This is a genomic window from Sphingobacterium sp. 40-24 (assembly GCF_001899705.1).
GTDB classification, from domain to species: Bacteria; Bacteroidota; Bacteroidia; order Sphingobacteriales; family Sphingobacteriaceae; genus Sphingobacterium; species Sphingobacterium multivorum.
The window spans coordinates 225,204-240,993 of sequence record NZ_MKWH01000063.1; the positions used below are offsets into that span (position 1 = coordinate 225,204).

Here is a 15,790-nt window from a genome sequence, read left to right on the forward strand (position 1 = left end):
GAAATACAAACATAAAATATGAGAAGGATTTTATTATTTATTCTGCTGTTTTTTATTGGATTTAACCAAGCGCAGGTAAAACAGAATAAGAAATTGACCAGCAAAAAGGTGTGGGTCAATCCCGTAAAACTTACCAAAGAGGAAAAAGCAAGACCTTACATGAGTGAGGTTCTAAAAACCAGAGATTCCTTAACGCCAGTTGAGGCGGAAAGAAGAAGAAAAAATATCGAGGCGGGTAACCCATTTAAAAAATATGGCTATTATCCGAAGGTAGCTACGCTGAGCAAGGGAAAGTATCTTGAATTTCATGATCAGGATAGCATCGTTACCATTGGTTCAGTAACTTTTAATGTTAAAAAAGGGGAAATCGTTGATTTTATTGAAGTAAATTTAGATGATCCCGATGCACAACCGATTGGTGATACGCATGGCAGGTGGATCAGTCCCGATCCTTTAAGTGAGGAATTCCCAAGTTGGAGTCCCTATAGCATGTCGTTTAATAACCCTGTTAGATTTAAAGATCCCACAGGTTTAGCACCAGAAGACGCTACCGAATGTTGTTGGTGGTTACGTTTAATGCCATTATTTGAAGAATCTTCAATAAAACCAAACTTAATTGAAACAGTTACGAAGACTGGTGAAGTCGGAACTAAGCAAAGTGAAGCCGTAACAAAAGCTCAGCAAGAACATTTCAATTTTGGTAGATATGTTGAAGAAAAACAGCTTGCCGAAATGGGAAAAGAGAAAAATACCAAAACCTATGAATACACCGATCCTAAGACTGGAAAGACCGGAAAAACTATACCTGACGCAATGACAGATGAAGGAGGAACAGTGGAGATAAAGCACGTTGCCAAACAATCGTTTACCAAACAGCTTAGGGGGCAGCAAGAGATTTCAAAAGCAAGTGGACAGGAAGCAATTTTGAAAATTAATGAATCTGCAAAATTAAGCGAACCTCTTAAAAATTCCGGCATTAATATTCAACGATATACGCCTCCAGCAAAGCCTAAAATTGATAACCTTAGAGTTACACCTGCTCCGGCCCCAAAACTAATTCCTGTACCAAAACCTAAAGATCCTTGTGCTGGCGTACCAGGTTGTACATAATTCTAATTTTATTATATTTAAAGATGACAAATGTTCAAATATTGCTTAGCGCTATTAAGGAGCAAGCAGAAAAATTTTTATCAGAAAGTGGAGAATTTGCCCCTTATGCTACCTATGTCAGAGCAAATGGTGACCTAGCTTATATCTCTGCTTATTCGGAATCAACTGACTCAAAAGAAATGTATGATATTTTGTTGGCTGGAGCATATGATGATTTAAAAGATGAGGATGTTCGGGTTTATGCTATTGCTCAGGATGGAAAATATCAGGGTAAGGATGTATTGGTTGTGGATTTAATACTTTCACCTGAAAGCAGATTTCAGCAAATATATCCCTACAGTATAGATGGTAAAAAAGTAAAATTTGAGGAAATGATCTAAATTTAGATTTATGACGGACAATCCATATTTAAAATTTAAAAATGATGACTTGAAGGAATCTAAGGTTTTAGCCGAAGCATTAAATATTTCTGAAATCGATTTTTTAAAAATTCAAGATTGGTTTGACCAATTACTTCTATATCATCAAGAATTAACTAATGATAGGGAAGACCAATTGAATGCAGAAAAGGAATTGGAGACTAATTTCCAGGAACTGATCTCATCAGAAATTGAAAAGAGTAGCTATAAGTACATCCTGCCAAAACTGTTACATTATAACAACGAATTTCATGGAGCTTTTTTAAGGTCTTTATACGTCGCCAGATTGGGAGCTTTGCTCAGGAATAGTCTTATCCCAAGTTTTGTGAAGAACAAGATGATTACTTATTCAGCGGAAGATTATTTTCATATTACGGTTTATCTTAAACATAACTATTTTGTTTCACCGAACAGCAACTTTTTGGAAGACATTTTAAAAATTGAACAATCCCGAAGTATTTTAGAAAAAGCTACTGTGGAAGTTAAGCTATCAACTTTGAAAAATATATTGGATATTATAAATCAGAAAACTTTTCACCATGATGTAATCTGTTTTAAAAAGATTTTAAAATTAGTAACAGCAAACGACACTGGATTAATGGATTATCTGAAAAATTATAAAGCGGAAAATAACCAATGCTGTTATAAAAATATTAGTGACATTCTGAATTTTGGAATGTCTGCAGATCTATGGAAAGACTTTGAAATTAAAGTACAGTTAATTCATTTCTTTGATACATCGAGAGGTGCCAAAACTACATCGAGTTGGTTAAAAAAGTTAGATGAACTAACCATAAGAGTCGGTAGTTCCAAACTTTTTCAACTTGCTAAGGCAGTTTTGAAAAATGAAAATTGTAAAAGACATAAGTTTGATTATGGGGTACAATGGAGCGATGATACTGCGAAAAGATTTTTGAAATCTGCACAATGGATAAAAGATAGTTTAAAATAAATAAATCTCAAGAAATTGATATTGTTTGGTTTTCAAATTAACATTAACAATACTACTATTATTAATGGCAAAAAGAGTTAAAACGGAGATCGGTGATATGTTTTCAGTAACATTGGATAATGGGAAAAAGAAATATTTTCAATATATAGCAAACGATTTAACCCAATTAAATAGTGACGTTATCCGTTCCTTCAAAAGAGAATATCCAAGTGATGAAATTCCTGATTTTGCGGAAGTAACAGCTGGAGAGATTGACTTTCATGCACATACAATGATTAATATCGGAGTAAAACAAGCTTTGTTTACGCAGGTGGGAAAAAGTACTGTCTATCCTGCCATAGACAATATTCTATTTAGAGATACGAATGATTATGGCAAAAAAGTCGGTGAAGAACCTATAAAGGTTTCCGAAAACTGGTATGTGTGGAAAATTAATGATAAAGATTTCACAAAGGTAGGTAAATTGGTAGGGGAGAATACCAACGCGGAGGTAGGAATTGTAATTCCCCCATTTGCTATCGTAGAAAGAATCAAGATTGGAAAATATAATTTCGTTTATCCAGACCTTTCTTAAAAAGCGCAGAGATGATTAGAGTATTAATTGTATTATTTGTTCTTGCAATTAGTCTTTCTTGCGATAAGAAGACAGACAAAGTGATTGTTGATTCGTCTTCTGTTGTAGACTACAAGATTATTGAGTCGACGTATTCTGATGACGAAAAGGCCATAGAGGAGTTAGATAGAAAGGCGGTTATTGATTTGTACAAAAATGGAATTGAAAGAAATTCAAAACATAAAATTGAATTCTTCTTTATATGTTCAAGTGCGGAAAATGCAAAGAAATTAAATTAATACTTAGAACTAATGGGGTATACGGCTGGATATAGGCAGATCCATGATAAAAAGGGTTTTGCCGTGATTGGTTACACAATGCCTGTCTCAATTAACGAAGAGGCAGTTGTTGGATGGGCAAAAGATATGTCTAAAATAGCAGAAAAGAATAGTAGTGTTTTTGATGGATGGCAGATTGCTGTAAAGTAATAAAAAACTGTATACATCTTGTAAAAACTTAGAGTGTTAGGAGCTTTTTTAGGCATCTTAATACAAGAATTTAACACCCGCCTAGTTTGACCCACTAAATGAAAAATTTCTTAGAATTCGAGATAAATGACGATTATCTCTACTTATTATATAAGGCAAAAAACACAATTTGGTATTTCAATGAAATAATTGGTGATGGTTATTGCGGTTATTCGGCCATTAAATTTAAGAATAAGAACGAAATTTTTGTGTGGTTGGAAAATGTCAGAGTTGAGAACGGCCGTTACCACGGCGTGTTGCCAGAAAACAACGAGGTCCATAGTATTTTGATTATTGAGGCTATAGATTGGATGTTAATTGTGGATCAGCGGTTGATTGGAGGTTATACAATTCGATATTACAATGAAACATTGTCGGAAGATAAAAAGGTTGATTTCGAGATACACTGTGGATTTCGGATTGATCTTGGAAATGATTTATTTAAGGCAGACCGTTCAACTGCGGAAGGGGCAATTATTGCACTTGAGAATTTTTACAGTGAAAAAAATATAGAAGGTGTTCTTTCATGTAAGGATTTTAGTATGGAAGCTGAAAATGTTCTGCTTGAAAGCAATTTGGAATTTAGCAAGGACATACATTCAAAAATTAAAACCGTTCTTAAAATATCATTATTAGAAGATCTTGAAAGGAATGGATTTCCAAATTTCGAAAACATAGAAAGGGTATTTACATTGCTTGATAGTCGGGCAGGGCAGCAGTTGATTGAGGAAAGGATAATATTTCAAGATGGCTCAACGGTAAGTAATAAATTTTGGGTAGGTTTTATAAAAGATGATGGCTGGAAAGTACTGAATCTAATTGACTGAAAACTATTATGAAAAGTGCATAACCATGAAATTAGATAAAATTATTAAGGCGGTAAGGACGAATACAATCAATGAACTGCTTAGTGGTGACCTGAGCAATACCGACTATGAGAACATTATTCTGTATGCAGAATTCACGGTGAGTACTGATGCAGATTATAAATTTTTTCGATCTCGAAATGATAAGGCGGGATTACTTAAAGAAGAACAAATATGGTTCGAACGTCTTTGCTCACTTAACCAGCTTTGTTTCTTAATAGATCACTTCCTTTCACAATATGGCCGGAAAACCGATGATATACTGGTGATCGATATCATTGATCATCTGGATAATCAGAACAATTAAATACACCCTTTTTTGGGGACCTAATTATGAAATACTTTTATATCTCTTTATTTTTTTTCATTGGCGGTTTGGTGAAATCGCAGGAGAACCGATTTTATGATGAAGCATATTTAACTATTGATAATATGCTCAATGATAAGCAGAAATATAGTTTTAAAGTGGCTGTCCTGACTACGGAGAATGCATATTATCAAGGTAAGTTAGATACGGTTGAAGTAAACAGGAAAATAAAATTTATGGCAAATTTCTGTAAAACTATTCTTCGAAATCGGGAGCTTACTTATAATGAAACAGATAAAGATAAAGTTAGTAAATATGCGTCGATTTTTTCAGTTATATGTGAAGAGACACCTATTTTAATCGATCAAGATACGGTACACTATAAACCATTTACATACGATTTTGAAGATGTCTTCGGACACAAAGATCTGACAAGCCTTTTTGTTTCAAAGCTGGTAACTACGCAGAGAGGAAATTGTAATTCATTACCATACCTCTATAAAATTCTTGCGGAGGAAATCGGCGTTGAAGCAAATCTTGCGCTGGCACCAAACCATATTTATATCAAACATAATATAAAATCCATTGGCTGGTATAATACAGAATTAACCAGCGGTATCTTTCCGCAGGACGCCTGGTTGATGGCATCGGGATTTATTCACTTAAATGCCATTGAAAATGGAATTTATATGAAAGCATTAGATAACCGCGAAAGCCTCGGTTTATGTTTAGTCGATCTGGCGAATGCTTATAAACGGTCTTTTCCTGAAAGTGACGGGAGCTTTGCGCTAAAGTGTGCTGAAAGGGCCTTGAAAGTCAGTCCAAATTTAATAACAGCATTACTATTGCGGGCAGAAACTCACAAGGAACAATATTTGAAAATGGAAAAATCTGATCCAAAAGCAAAGGAACTTCTTTCGTCATTGAACAAAGAGTACAATTATATTCACAAGATTGGGTATAGAAATATGCCTGAAGGGATGTATCTGGAATGGCTCGTTTCTCTTAAGACGGAAAGAAAAAAATATGAAGACGTTAGGTTAAAACGATAATCTTCCAGAGGTTTATTATTTATGTTGACTTAGGTTTGATTTTGCAAAGAATGAAGTTGTCTATCGTGTGTTCAATTTCTTTATATTTGGGTATAGCTAATTAGGATCGGCTTCTTTGCAAAACTGTGAAGCTAGCTGAATTACAAATCGTCATTGTTAAGAAAGATTCGACAAAAACTTTAAAATTTTAGGTATGGTACATCCGCTTAAATGTAAAAAATGTGGGGATTATAGATTTATTGAATTTGCCGGGGTAAACTTCAATGATGCAGATAATAAGAAAGGTTTCGGAATCAAAATACCTTTTTATTTATGTAAGAGCTGCGGTGACAGGGAAAGTATTCTTCCCGGTGATAATTTCATGAAGTTTAGAGATGAAATGATCGACGAAATAAAGGAAGGGGAGTTTTTTTTGACATGCCTTTGAAATACGTTTTTTCAAAGCTGGATTCAGAAAAGAGATTTAAACGATATGATCATTTGGGATTTCAATATGATCCTTTAGATTACTATATAATTCCAGGATTATATCGTCCGGAGGATGATGGATATTTGACTCCGATTTTCTTCGATAAGGATCTTTTGATTTATTATAATGGCCATCCTGATTACACAGTAAAATTTACCTCGTTTTCTTCCTGTAATATATATTTTAAGGGAGAACCATTATTTAGTTGGGGATTTGGAATTAACAGAAATGGAAAATTGTTTAAATGGCTTGGTGATCTTGATGAAGATTTCAGGGATGAAGATATGAAGCCCCATCTGAAACGATTTCAAGCCTCAAACGTTCCGTCCGATCATGAAGTTTTTTCAAAATTTTATTTAAGTCAGAATCCATATTCTCCAAATGATGCTTTTCAGAATTCTGATAACGAAACACGCTTATTTTATTTAAAAAATCAATTCAATTCTGAAATTAGAGATAAATTTGGAATAGATCTCACCAAAGTTGATGTCACCAAGTTATCTGAATATTATAAGCCCCCCATAATGGAAGAAAGGGAGCAGGTATTTTCTGCGTTTCTCAGTTTAAATAAATATCTTGTAGAGAATATTCAAGATCAATCGCTAAGAGAAATCTTAAAAAAATCTGGTTTAGCTGATAAAGATTTAGTAAATAAAGAGGGTAGAAAGTTAGGCAGTTTAAAGCTTTTATCATTGTTCATTGAGAGAGTGCTTTTGAAAAGTGACGCAGAAACATTGATTGCACCTCTATTTGTGCTGAATGATTTGAGACAATTACATGGGCACCTAAGTGATTCCAGTTTTGTGAAACGGTATAATTCGTGCAAACAAAGGTTGGGTCTCCAGGAGACTGCAACTGATCTGGAGGTATTTAAAGCCCTGGTGAAAAAGCTAAATGAATTTTATGAAAGTATCATTGATAAAAAAGATGTTGATTAAGTATTTATCGGGCTTTTAATTCCCTTACCTCTTGCATCAATTTTATCAGCATTGATTTTATGTCATCTCCAGCGAAGTCAATTATTTCCTGTTCTTTAGATGAAAAGCTGCCAGCATATTGCCAAATCTCCCAAAGGTCGGCAAATGAAATATCGTAACTATCATAAAATGTGTTGTCAGATTTTACGGTAATGGAACTGTCGTTGATAGTTTCAATGCGTTTGAAAGTAAATCCTGTGCGGGTTACTAGTACATGCGTTTTGCCTACACTGATATCTTGAATACTTTCAACGTATTTTCCGACAATGTAAGTGCCATCCTGATAGGGAGGCATTGAGTCGCCTACTGCTGGAAAAGCTCTATATTTTCCATTATGTAGGAATGGTAGTGACATTGTTTGCAGACTTTCAATATATTCTGGATCAGCATATCCTGACAGGTAACCCATTGAGGCTTTATAGGGTATTATTTCTATTTTATTTTCTCCTAATGAATCAGTTTTTATGGGTAGCAGGATTCTATTATCCGGAAGGTTAAGCATTTCCTGCAGCTTATATTTTCTTAGATCTACAGTCAGCAGCAGATCTGTACTGATGTGGTAATATCTTGAGATCGCTAACAAAACTTCAAGGGGGGGCGAAGCTTTTGCGGTCTCATATTTTGCATAAGAGACTCTTGTCACAAACAGCCTGTCGGCAATCTGCTGTTGCGAGAGTTCCGGTATCTGCTGCATCCTTAAATACCTTATGTTATCAGCTAAAATAGAGCGTGTTGACATTTTGTGAATATTTTTCACAAAAAATGTATGAATATTTGTGAAAAATAGTCACAATTTTGCTAAATAAATTAGTAAAAATATGGAGCGATCGATAGTGCATTTGGACCTGGATACATTTTTTGTGTCCTGCGAAAGATTGGTTAATTCCAGTTTAGACCGGATTCCACTGATCATCGGTGGAGGCGACAGGGGGGTTGTTTCTTCATGTAGTTATGAAGCAAGAACGTTCGGAGTACGGTCAGCTATGCCCATGAAAATGGCGCTTCGTCTCTGCCCGCAGGCAAAAGTTGTTAAGGGTGATATGGAACTGTATTCCAAGATGTCACATATGGTCACTGAGGTGATCGAGGAAAGTGCCCCGGTAATGGAAAAAGCTTCAATCGATGAGTTTTATCTAGATCTAACTGGGATGGACAGGTTTTTCGGAGCTTATAAATGGACCAATGAACTCGGAGCCAAGATCGAGAAGGAAACAGGTTTACCTATCAGTTATGCACTATCGACGAATAAAACTGTAAGTAAGATCGGGACTGGCGAGTCAAAGCCTCACGGACATCGAGAGATACCTTCATTTGGTGTTCAGTCATTTTTAAATCCATTGTCGATTAGAAAAATGCCAATGGTAGGGAATGCAACTTTTCAATTGTTTTCAAGAGTAGGTATCAGGACTATCGGTACACTTTCAGAAATGCCTGTCGATGTCTTACAGCAAATGATAGGAAAAAATGGTATTGATCTCTGGAAAAAAGCGAATGGTATTGACGAGACCCCTGTTATACCTTATTCCGAAAGAAAGTCAATTTCAAAAGAGAGAACTTTTAGCAGTGATACGATGGATGTTTTTGAGGTAAAAAGCCTGATATCGGGTATGGCAGAGCAGCTTGCCCATCAGCTCCGTCAGGAAAAGTGGCTTACTTCTACAGTTGTGATCAAGATCAGATACTCCAACTTTGATACGGAGTCCAAGCAATGCCGGGTGAGCTATACTTCTTCTGACCATACATTGGCGCGGGTTGCGCTGGAACTTTTTGATAAGATTTATACGAGACGTATGCGGCTCCGTTTAGTGGGCTTAAGATTTACGGATCTCGTTCACGGTAGCTACCAGATGAATCTTTTTGAGGACAATGCTGAACTGATCAGTTTATATCAGGCGATGGACAACATCAAAAACCGTTTTGGTAAAGATGCAGTAGGTCGTGCTGTAGGTTTTAATTTTTCACGCTAGCATGTGCAAGTATGTTTTTAAACTGCCATTCCTTTCACAGCCTTCGTTATGGAACGCTTTCCATAGATGATCTTATTTCGCAGGCATTAGCTCTGGGAATAGAGGAACTTGTTCTAACCGATATAAATACGGTAACCGGTATCTACGAATTTAAAAAGAAATGTGAAAGAAATAATATTCGTCCGGTTGTAGGAGTGGAAGTGCGTAAAGGTAGTGAACTGTACTATATAACAATTGCTAAGGACTTTAGAGGACTGTCAGAAGTAAACAGAATGCTTACGTCATATAATTGTGATGGGGTCGATTTACCGTTACAGCCGGATCTAAACGACAATTTTATTATTTATCCTTTGGATAATTTCCCTAAAAATCTTCGTGAAAATGAATATATCGGAATCCGTGAGGATGAACTCAATCTGTTGATACGACATGAATTAAAAAGGCTAATATCAAAAATGGTTGTTCTCTGCCCGGTTACATTTAGCACAAAGAAGGAATATAATCTTCATAGGATCTTACGTGCCATTGATAACAATTTACTTCTTTCCAAACTTCCGGAAAAAGAAGTGTGCCGAAAATCGGAATATTTGCGGTCTATTCAGTCAGTATGTGAAATCTATCGTCATTATCCGGAGATAATTGAAAATACGCAAAAATTACTGTCACAGTGCAATTTTGAATTTGCTTTTTCTACACCAAGAAATAGGAAGCATTATACAGGAACCAAAGCTGACGACCTTAAACTTCTGACCCGTTTAGCTTATGCAGGATTGGAAAGACGGTACGGTAGAAATCATGAGCAGGCAAAACAGCGGATTGAGAAAGAGCTAAAGGTCATCGACGAATTGAACTTTAGCGGTTATTTTCTTATCACCTGGGATATCATTCGATATAGCAATAGCATGGGTTTTATGCACGTAGGTAGGGGAAGTGGAGCGAACTCGATAGTCGCTTATTGCCTCGGCATTACAGATATCTGTCCGATTGAGCTTGACCTATATTTTGAGCGGTTCCTTAACCTGAACCGAAAAAGTCCGCCTGACTTTGATATTGATTGGTCATGGCAGGAAAGAGATATCATTTTGGATTATATTTTCAATAGATACGGTAAAGAGTATGTTGCCTTCTGCGGTACTAATGTAGAGTTTAAATACCGTTCGATCATTCGGGAAGTAGGCAAAGCATTTGGACTTCCCAAGGAGGAGCTTGACGAGCTCAGCAAATATCCAGAGCGAGTATTTCGGGACGATATAGTAAAGCAGGTGCAGAAGTATGGGAAGCTGCTTGAAAAATTTCCCAACCAGCGGAGTATGCATTCTTGCGGGATTATTATTTCCGAGGAACCGCTGACAAATTTTACAGCCCTTGAGTTACCACCGAAGGGATTTCCCATTGTACAATGGGATATGCATGTTGCTGAAGAGGTCGGTTTTGAAAAATTTGATATTTTATCACAAAGAGGGCTTGGTACGATTAACGATACCGTAAGACTACTGGAAGAAAAAAGGGGAATTAAAGTCAATATAAAAGACACTACTATTTCCAAAGATGAACAAAAATGCAATGAATACTTAAGTCAGGGCAGAACCATAGGCTGTTTTTATATTGAGTCGCCAGCTATGCGCGGTTTGCTCAGAAGGTTAAAATGCGATAATTATAAGGTTTTGGTTGCGGCATCATCTATCATCAGACCTGGAGTTGCCCAATCGGGCATGATGCGGGAATACATCTTTAGACACAATAATCCAGACAAGTTTGAATATTTTCATCCTGTTTTTGAGAAGCAGTTAGGGGAGACCTATGGCATTATGGTGTACCAGGAAGACGTGATCAAGATCGCATTACATTATGGAGGGGTTTCTGCTGCTGACGGGGATATTCTGCGAAGAGCAATGAGCGGAAAAGGTAGGTCATTAAGTGCACTTCAAAAAGTTAAGGACGATTTTTTTGCATCTTGTAGAGAACAGGGGCATCCTGAGCAGCTGAGTAAAGAAATTTACCGACAGATTGAATCTTTTGCAGGATATTCATTCTGTAAGGCTCACTCAGCTTCTTATGCAGTAGAGAGTTATCAATCGCTGTACCTGAAAGTTTATTATCCATTGGAGTTTATGGTTTCGGCGATAAATAATATGGGCGGTTTCTATAGGACAGAGGTCTATGTACATGAGGCAAGGATGTCAGGGGGTGTTATATTGAATCCATGTGTCAATAAAAGCGAGTACGAAACAACGATTTATGGAGAGAAAATATATTTGGGACTGATGCTACTTGAAAAAGTTGAATCGAAACTTGCTCAGTTGATACCAAAGGAAAGAAAGGCAAATGGGGAGTATAGGTCAATGGAAGATTTCATCAAGAGGGTTCCAATTGGTATTGAGACTTTGCAGACGTTGATCTTTATCGGAGCATTTCGTTTTTCAGGTGTTCCAAAGAATGAACTATTGCTCAAAGCGCGCATTCTACTGGGGGATTTTAAACCGGAGAAAAGATTTCAGACTCTTTTTGAAGAACCGATCAAGGAATACAAATTTCCGGAGTTAAAAAGAAATGTGTTTGAGGATGCCTTCGATGAAATCGAGATTTTAAGTTTTCCGGTATCCTGTACACCTTTCGATCTTTTACAGACAAAATATAGGGGAACTGTCATGGCCAAAGATCTGACTGCCTATCATAAAAAGGAAGTCAAGATGCTAGCGTACCTTATTTCAAGGAAACATGTTCCGACCAAGCGGGGGACAATGTTCTTTGGAACGTGGATAGATGTCGAGGGGAATTATTTTGACACAGCCCATTTTCCGGACTGCCTTGAAAAGTATCCTTTTCAGGGTGGGGGATGCTATCTTTTATTGGGTATTGTGGAAGTCGATTTTCATTTTCCGACGATCACCATCAGCAAGATGGCAAAGATGCCATTTATTGCTGATCCAAGGTATTCGCACGATGAGGAAAAGAAATATGAGGCACAGCAACGGATCAAAGAAGATGTCAGTATGACTTTCCGTGCTCCTTATCCACAGGAAAGTGAAATTGGTCTTCCTAGAAAAAAGATGTTTTAAGTGCTATCACTAAGGAAAATGAGTTAATGAGATTACGGGAATCCGTAGGCAGATCTGAAATTAATGCTTAAATTTGCAACTGAAAATTGAGAATCTTATCTCGATTAAAAGTCAATGTAATTTGCCAATATTAAAAATATAATATATTTCAAACATACGTATTAGGCTGCTTACAGTTTTAATACGTTTCATGGTTATTAGTTTTTAAACGCATCTTTTAAAGATGCGTTTTTTTATGGATGTATTCAAAAAAAACTCCCATTATATGGGAGTTTATAGTATTCCTTGAAGACTTTTTATCGAAAATCAGAAATCCTGCCATTTATTAGATGGTTTAAAAGAAACCCTGTTTGTCCTTATTTTTTCCCGATACGCGAAATATCTGCTTACAGTTAAATAATAGCGCCAACGCCAGAAACACAATAGGCTGATTCTATACAGTCTAAAAATTTCCATATTGGCCATTTGCGGTCTCGTGGCCTCGATAAATCCATAAGTTACCCACTTGCTCATCCAAGGGTGAAAAACATCCATGTATTCTATACCGGTAAAGGAAGCGTTTGCATTAGCATATCGAAAATGGTCACCATCAATGGCCTTCAATATCTCCGTACCTATAACCGGTGTATTGGGTATCACCAGTACAGATAGTACAATTCCTATAATAATTTTTTTTTTCATATCCTTGACCAAACAAGACCTAATGCTACATTACTTTAGTGGTATCGGCCTTTTTCTTTTCCACATTTTGTTCAATTACACATGGGTCCATATAATCTAAATGGATACTATGCCGGAGGTAATAGCTCCACCGCCAAAAACACAGCGGATTAATCTTGTACAATCTATAAAGTTTCCGGTTTTCTTTTGCAGGTGAAGTGTTCTTTACGAAATATTCAAAACCAAAGGTTGAGAATCCAGGACTTTTAAAATCAAAATCTTGTGTTATCATATATGATCCATCTAAATTGGAATACCTAAAATATCCCTCATCTAACCAGTGATGAATATCCTTCCCAATAAAAGGCATATTGGGAAGTAATAGCATAGTGCCCAGCACTACAATAATTGTTTTCCTCAGCATCGTCATTGTTTTCTTCTTCATATCTTTTTTGTTTAGTTGCAAGGTGTGGTACTGGTAGGAGCCATACTTGGTGTAAGGGAAATACCAGCAGTTCCTCCGGTCTTCATATCACTTAACCGGAGATATAGGCTTGAGGGCGTTTTATAACCAATAGGACTATTAGGTACTTGCAATCCCGTACCGCCCATTGCGGCATTAAAAACTCCTATGGCATAATTTGTACAGTTAAAATCATTGAGGTCGTACTTTTTTGCGGCGCTTGTTAAGGCAATATTTCGTGCGTTATTAAATGCGGCCTCAGAAACACTTATTGTATAGCTACCGTCGCTTCTGCGGGTTTGGGGGTTTTCCTGTCCAATTGCAGAGTTTTCCGCATCTTTAATTGCGGTCATCCAACTACCAGCACTAGGATAAAAACCAAAAGTCAGCGAACGGGTTGCAGATCCGTTGGTTTTTTGCATAGTTATATATGCATGTCCAGGATCGTTGTCTGAAACATTATAAACCTGATAAGCATTACTAGGATTGGCTAAATGGCTATGGATCGTAACCTTGTAGGTGGTTTGTGCATTGGAAGGAATATTATTGAAACAATTTAAAACCTCCTGAATATTAATTGGTTCAGTCGGAGCTTCGTAATAAGTTGAGGCAGGTGCACCACTTCCACCTCCATGACTACCGCCACCGCCGCCGCCGCCGCCACCACCTCCGGTTGCGGTACCGCTGCACGTTGTATATAGATAAGTCCAATATTCGGTGCCATCATCAAAATACTGTACCAAATACCACTCGCTGCATACAACTGGTATATTTTTACTGGAGTTATGTTTGCTGCTACTTTTGTTTACTTTGGTATCGGCATCCTTAGTCCTCAATTGAAGGTTTACCTTTGTCAGCCCACTTGAGTCAAGTGATTGGCTGTATAACAAGGTATCGTTGAGATCATATACCAAATAATATACTTTTCCCAGTTCCTGACTTCTATACACTTGTTTTTTTACGAAATTAGTAATGGCTTCTTGTGAGAATTGAACCGCAGTACGTGTATCTGAAAGAACGTTCACTTTATTGGCATCGGCTATTTTATTTCCTTCAATAGTAAATATCATGTTTTGTTGCATCGAATTATCCGGTCCTAGGTTTGTGCCGTTTTCCAAGGGGACAACAAGCGTTGTATTCTCATTGTCAATCTTTATAAGCTGTGATTTTGACCAATCTAAGGGAAAAGGCTTCCCGTTGTCTTCATACCATTTTTTGGCTACCGAGGTTTCGTCGGTTTGCGGATATGTTTCAATATCCCTTTCACATGACTGTAGCAGCATGATTGTGAATACTGCATAAACTAAGTTTCTGAAAATTTTTGTTAACATTTTATGTGGTTTAAAGGTTAGTGTCGCTGTGTTTCTTTGTCTTATGAACTATTGAAACTAAATTAAGCCTATAAAAATTTAAATCTTTTGACAAAAGGCAAAAAATTGAATAGTTTTTAGACATGACTATGGGCTTTGTCATTCAAATAGATAATTGCAGTATTTTTTGAGCTTGATCTATGTTTTTTATTATTGAAATATTGTAACTTTATTCATAGCCCATTAAAAACTAATTAATTATGAAAAAGTCAATAGCAATCCTGTTATTATTGCTTACCAGCTTTTATGGTTTTGGACAATTACCTTCAAAACTGGAAAAAATCAGCAATACAAGAATAGATCCTTTCAACAATATTTGTTACCTTAATATTTACCGAGACAGGACCTGGCCGAAAAAAGATGGTTCCAATGCATCAACCGGTTTCTTTATTACACCGAATATAATACTGACGGCTGCTCACAATATTCATTCTGTTAAAGGCAGTAAAGTAACATCAATAGAGATTATACCAGGTAAAAATTATAAAGAATTTCCTTTCGGAACATTGGAAATAAAAGGAGAAAAGGAATGTGATGCCGCTATTAAAACACATCCCGAATATTCGTTCTTCCAACTCAGTGGTAATAGGATAAAACATGATTTTGGCATTATCATTCTACCATCTACAAATTTTAAAGATCTAAAGAAAAATAGCTTTGTACTTGATGATCACTATTCTTTAAAAGTTGGAGACACGCTCAATGTCGCAGGCTATCCCGCTGATCCGGATTATGGTTATGACGGTGATTTTATTACTTTTCAGACAGACACATGCTCTTTTGTTGGCAATAAGATCTTCAATCATAATTTAGACACCTATAGAGGAAATAGTGGCTCACCGATATGGGTAAAAAATGGTGGTAAAAATATTTTGGTAGGTATTCACACTTTCGGCAATGCTGGGACCTTGCTGGACAAAGAAAATACGGTTTTAATTAAGGAATGGTTAAAATCTTACAGTTTGGCTGCCGATAATCAGTAATCTACAACAAAAAACATTTAGCGTAACAATAACCACCAGATTTAGCAAGTGTAAAT

17 protein-coding genes are annotated in these 15,790 nt (G+C 36.5%); 13 read left to right on the forward strand and 4 right to left on the reverse strand.

Annotation, left to right across the window (positions count from 1 at the left end):
* Window positions 1-18 precede the first annotated feature (18 nt).
* The 10 genes from BGP15_RS24425 (at window position 19) to BGP15_RS24470 (ending at window position 7,193) form a co-directional block, all read left to right on the forward strand.
* Window positions 19-1,110 (forward strand): putative toxin, encoded by a 1,092-nt coding sequence (locus tag BGP15_RS24425; RefSeq protein WP_286770905.1) that lies wholly within the window; start codon window positions 19-21, stop codon window positions 1,108-1,110.
* 23 nt (window positions 1,111-1,133) lie between these two features.
* Complete coding sequence (locus BGP15_RS24430; protein ID WP_286770906.1) at window positions 1,134-1,490, forward strand: hypothetical protein; 357 nt, start codon at window positions 1,134-1,136, stop codon at window positions 1,488-1,490.
* Window positions 1,491-1,500: 10 nt separating this feature from the next.
* Window positions 1,501-2,481, forward strand: a complete 981-nt coding sequence (locus BGP15_RS24435; protein ID WP_286770907.1) for a hypothetical protein — start codon at window positions 1,501-1,503, stop codon at window positions 2,479-2,481.
* Between the two features lie 64 nt (window positions 2,482-2,545).
* Window positions 2,546-3,055 carry a hypothetical protein gene (locus BGP15_RS24440; RefSeq protein WP_286770908.1) on the forward strand — a complete coding sequence of 170 codons (510 nt, stop codon included), beginning with the start codon at window positions 2,546-2,548 and terminating at the stop codon, window positions 3,053-3,055.
* A gap of 11 nt (window positions 3,056-3,066) precedes the next feature.
* A complete protein-coding gene (locus tag BGP15_RS24445; RefSeq protein ID WP_286770909.1) occupies window positions 3,067-3,333 on the forward strand; it encodes a hypothetical protein in 267 nt (88 codons plus the stop codon).
* 12 nt (window positions 3,334-3,345) lie between these two features.
* Window positions 3,346-3,522, forward strand: coding sequence for a hypothetical protein (locus BGP15_RS24450; RefSeq protein ID WP_286770910.1), 177 nt, complete (start codon window positions 3,346-3,348; stop codon window positions 3,520-3,522).
* A gap of 98 nt (window positions 3,523-3,620) precedes the next feature.
* A complete protein-coding gene (locus BGP15_RS24455) occupies window positions 3,621-4,388 on the forward strand; it encodes a DUF2314 domain-containing protein (protein ID WP_286770911.1) in 768 nt (255 codons plus the stop codon).
* A 25-nt stretch (window positions 4,389-4,413) separates the two neighbouring features.
* Window positions 4,414-4,734, forward strand: a complete 321-nt coding sequence (locus tag BGP15_RS24460; RefSeq protein ID WP_286770912.1) for a hypothetical protein — start codon at window positions 4,414-4,416, stop codon at window positions 4,732-4,734.
* A 26-nt stretch (window positions 4,735-4,760) separates the two neighbouring features.
* Window positions 4,761-5,786 (forward strand): hypothetical protein, encoded by a 1,026-nt coding sequence (locus tag BGP15_RS24465; RefSeq protein WP_286770913.1) that lies wholly within the window; start codon window positions 4,761-4,763, stop codon window positions 5,784-5,786.
* 417 nt (window positions 5,787-6,203) lie between these two features.
* On the forward strand, window positions 6,204-7,193 hold the full coding sequence (locus BGP15_RS24470; RefSeq protein WP_286770914.1) for a hypothetical protein: 990 nt from the start codon (window positions 6,204-6,206) through the stop codon (window positions 7,191-7,193).
* 4 nt (window positions 7,194-7,197) lie between these two features.
* On the opposite strand, the gene BGP15_RS24475 is transcribed toward BGP15_RS24470, so the two are convergent.
* Window positions 7,198-7,971, reverse strand: a complete 774-nt coding sequence (locus BGP15_RS24475; RefSeq protein WP_286770915.1) for an XRE family transcriptional regulator — start codon at window positions 7,969-7,971, stop codon at window positions 7,198-7,200.
* Between the two features lie 79 nt (window positions 7,972-8,050).
* Here BGP15_RS24475 and dinB point away from each other — a divergent pair, with 79 nt between their 5' ends.
* Both dinB and BGP15_RS24485 read left to right on the forward strand, forming a co-directional pair.
* Window positions 8,051-9,199 carry a DNA polymerase IV gene (gene dinB, locus BGP15_RS24480; RefSeq protein WP_286770916.1) on the forward strand — a complete coding sequence of 383 codons (1,149 nt, stop codon included), beginning with the start codon at window positions 8,051-8,053 and terminating at the stop codon, window positions 9,197-9,199.
* 11 nt (window positions 9,200-9,210) lie between these two features.
* Window positions 9,211-12,258 (forward strand): DNA polymerase III subunit alpha, encoded by a 3,048-nt coding sequence (locus BGP15_RS24485; protein ID WP_286770917.1) that lies wholly within the window; start codon window positions 9,211-9,213, stop codon window positions 12,256-12,258.
* A gap of 306 nt (window positions 12,259-12,564) precedes the next feature.
* On the opposite strand, the gene BGP15_RS24490 is transcribed toward BGP15_RS24485, so the two are convergent.
* Genes BGP15_RS24490 through BGP15_RS24500 form a run of 3 tightly spaced genes read right to left on the reverse strand, consistent with a single transcriptional unit; the run spans window position 12,565 to window position 14,712 of the window.
* The gene (locus BGP15_RS24490; protein ID WP_286770918.1) at window positions 12,565-12,939 is read right to left on the reverse strand and encodes a hypothetical protein; all 375 of its coding nucleotides are present in this window, start codon (window positions 12,937-12,939) and stop codon (window positions 12,565-12,567) included.
* A 25-nt stretch (window positions 12,940-12,964) separates the two neighbouring features.
* The gene (locus tag BGP15_RS24495; protein WP_286770919.1) at window positions 12,965-13,363 is read right to left on the reverse strand and encodes a hypothetical protein; all 399 of its coding nucleotides are present in this window, start codon (window positions 13,361-13,363) and stop codon (window positions 12,965-12,967) included.
* An 11-nt stretch (window positions 13,364-13,374) separates the two neighbouring features.
* A complete protein-coding gene (locus BGP15_RS24500) occupies window positions 13,375-14,712 on the reverse strand; it encodes a hypothetical protein (RefSeq protein ID WP_286770920.1) in 1,338 nt (445 codons plus the stop codon).
* A gap of 239 nt (window positions 14,713-14,951) precedes the next feature.
* Between BGP15_RS24500 and BGP15_RS24505 the strand changes: the two genes are divergently transcribed.
* Entirely contained in the window at window positions 14,952-15,734 is a 783-nt protein-coding gene (locus tag BGP15_RS24505) for a trypsin-like serine peptidase (protein ID WP_286770921.1), read from the forward strand.
* Window positions 15,735-15,790 lie beyond the last annotated feature (56 nt).

Excerpts from the sequence above, each read along its gene's own strand:
- BGP15_RS24425 (WP_286770905.1), top strand. The coding sequence starts at position 19 with ATGAGAAGGATTTTATTATTTATTCTGCTGTTTTTTATTGGATTTAAC.
- BGP15_RS24430 (WP_286770906.1), top strand. The coding sequence starts at position 1,134 with ATGACAAATGTTCAAATATTGCTTAGCGCTATTAAGGAGCAAGCAGAA.
- BGP15_RS24435 (WP_286770907.1), top strand. The coding sequence starts at position 1,501 with ATGACGGACAATCCATATTTAAAATTTAAAAATGATGACTTGAAGGAA.
- BGP15_RS24440 (WP_286770908.1), top strand. The coding sequence starts at position 2,546 with ATGGCAAAAAGAGTTAAAACGGAGATCGGTGATATGTTTTCAGTAACA.
- BGP15_RS24445 (WP_286770909.1), top strand. The coding sequence starts at position 3,067 with ATGATTAGAGTATTAATTGTATTATTTGTTCTTGCAATTAGTCTTTCT.
- BGP15_RS24450 (WP_286770910.1), top strand. The coding sequence starts at position 3,346 with ATGGGGTATACGGCTGGATATAGGCAGATCCATGATAAAAAGGGTTTT.
- BGP15_RS24455 (WP_286770911.1), top strand. The coding sequence starts at position 3,621 with ATGAAAAATTTCTTAGAATTCGAGATAAATGACGATTATCTCTACTTA.
- BGP15_RS24460 (WP_286770912.1), top strand. The coding sequence starts at position 4,414 with ATGAAATTAGATAAAATTATTAAGGCGGTAAGGACGAATACAATCAAT.
- BGP15_RS24465 (WP_286770913.1), top strand. The coding sequence starts at position 4,761 with ATGAAATACTTTTATATCTCTTTATTTTTTTTCATTGGCGGTTTGGTG.
- BGP15_RS24470 (WP_286770914.1), top strand. The coding sequence starts at position 6,204 with ATGCCTTTGAAATACGTTTTTTCAAAGCTGGATTCAGAAAAGAGATTT.
- BGP15_RS24475 (WP_286770915.1), bottom strand. The coding sequence starts at position 7,971 with ATGTCAACACGCTCTATTTTAGCTGATAACATAAGGTATTTAAGGATG.
- dinB (WP_286770916.1), top strand. The coding sequence starts at position 8,051 with ATGGAGCGATCGATAGTGCATTTGGACCTGGATACATTTTTTGTGTCC.
- BGP15_RS24485 (WP_286770917.1), top strand. The coding sequence starts at position 9,211 with ATGTTTTTAAACTGCCATTCCTTTCACAGCCTTCGTTATGGAACGCTT.
- BGP15_RS24490 (WP_286770918.1), bottom strand. The coding sequence starts at position 12,939 with ATGAAAAAAAAAATTATTATAGGAATTGTACTATCTGTACTGGTGATA.
- BGP15_RS24495 (WP_286770919.1), bottom strand. The coding sequence starts at position 13,363 with ATGAAGAAGAAAACAATGACGATGCTGAGGAAAACAATTATTGTAGTG.
- BGP15_RS24500 (WP_286770920.1), bottom strand. The coding sequence starts at position 14,712 with ATGTTAACAAAAATTTTCAGAAACTTAGTTTATGCAGTATTCACAATC.
- BGP15_RS24505 (WP_286770921.1), top strand. The coding sequence starts at position 14,952 with ATGAAAAAGTCAATAGCAATCCTGTTATTATTGCTTACCAGCTTTTAT.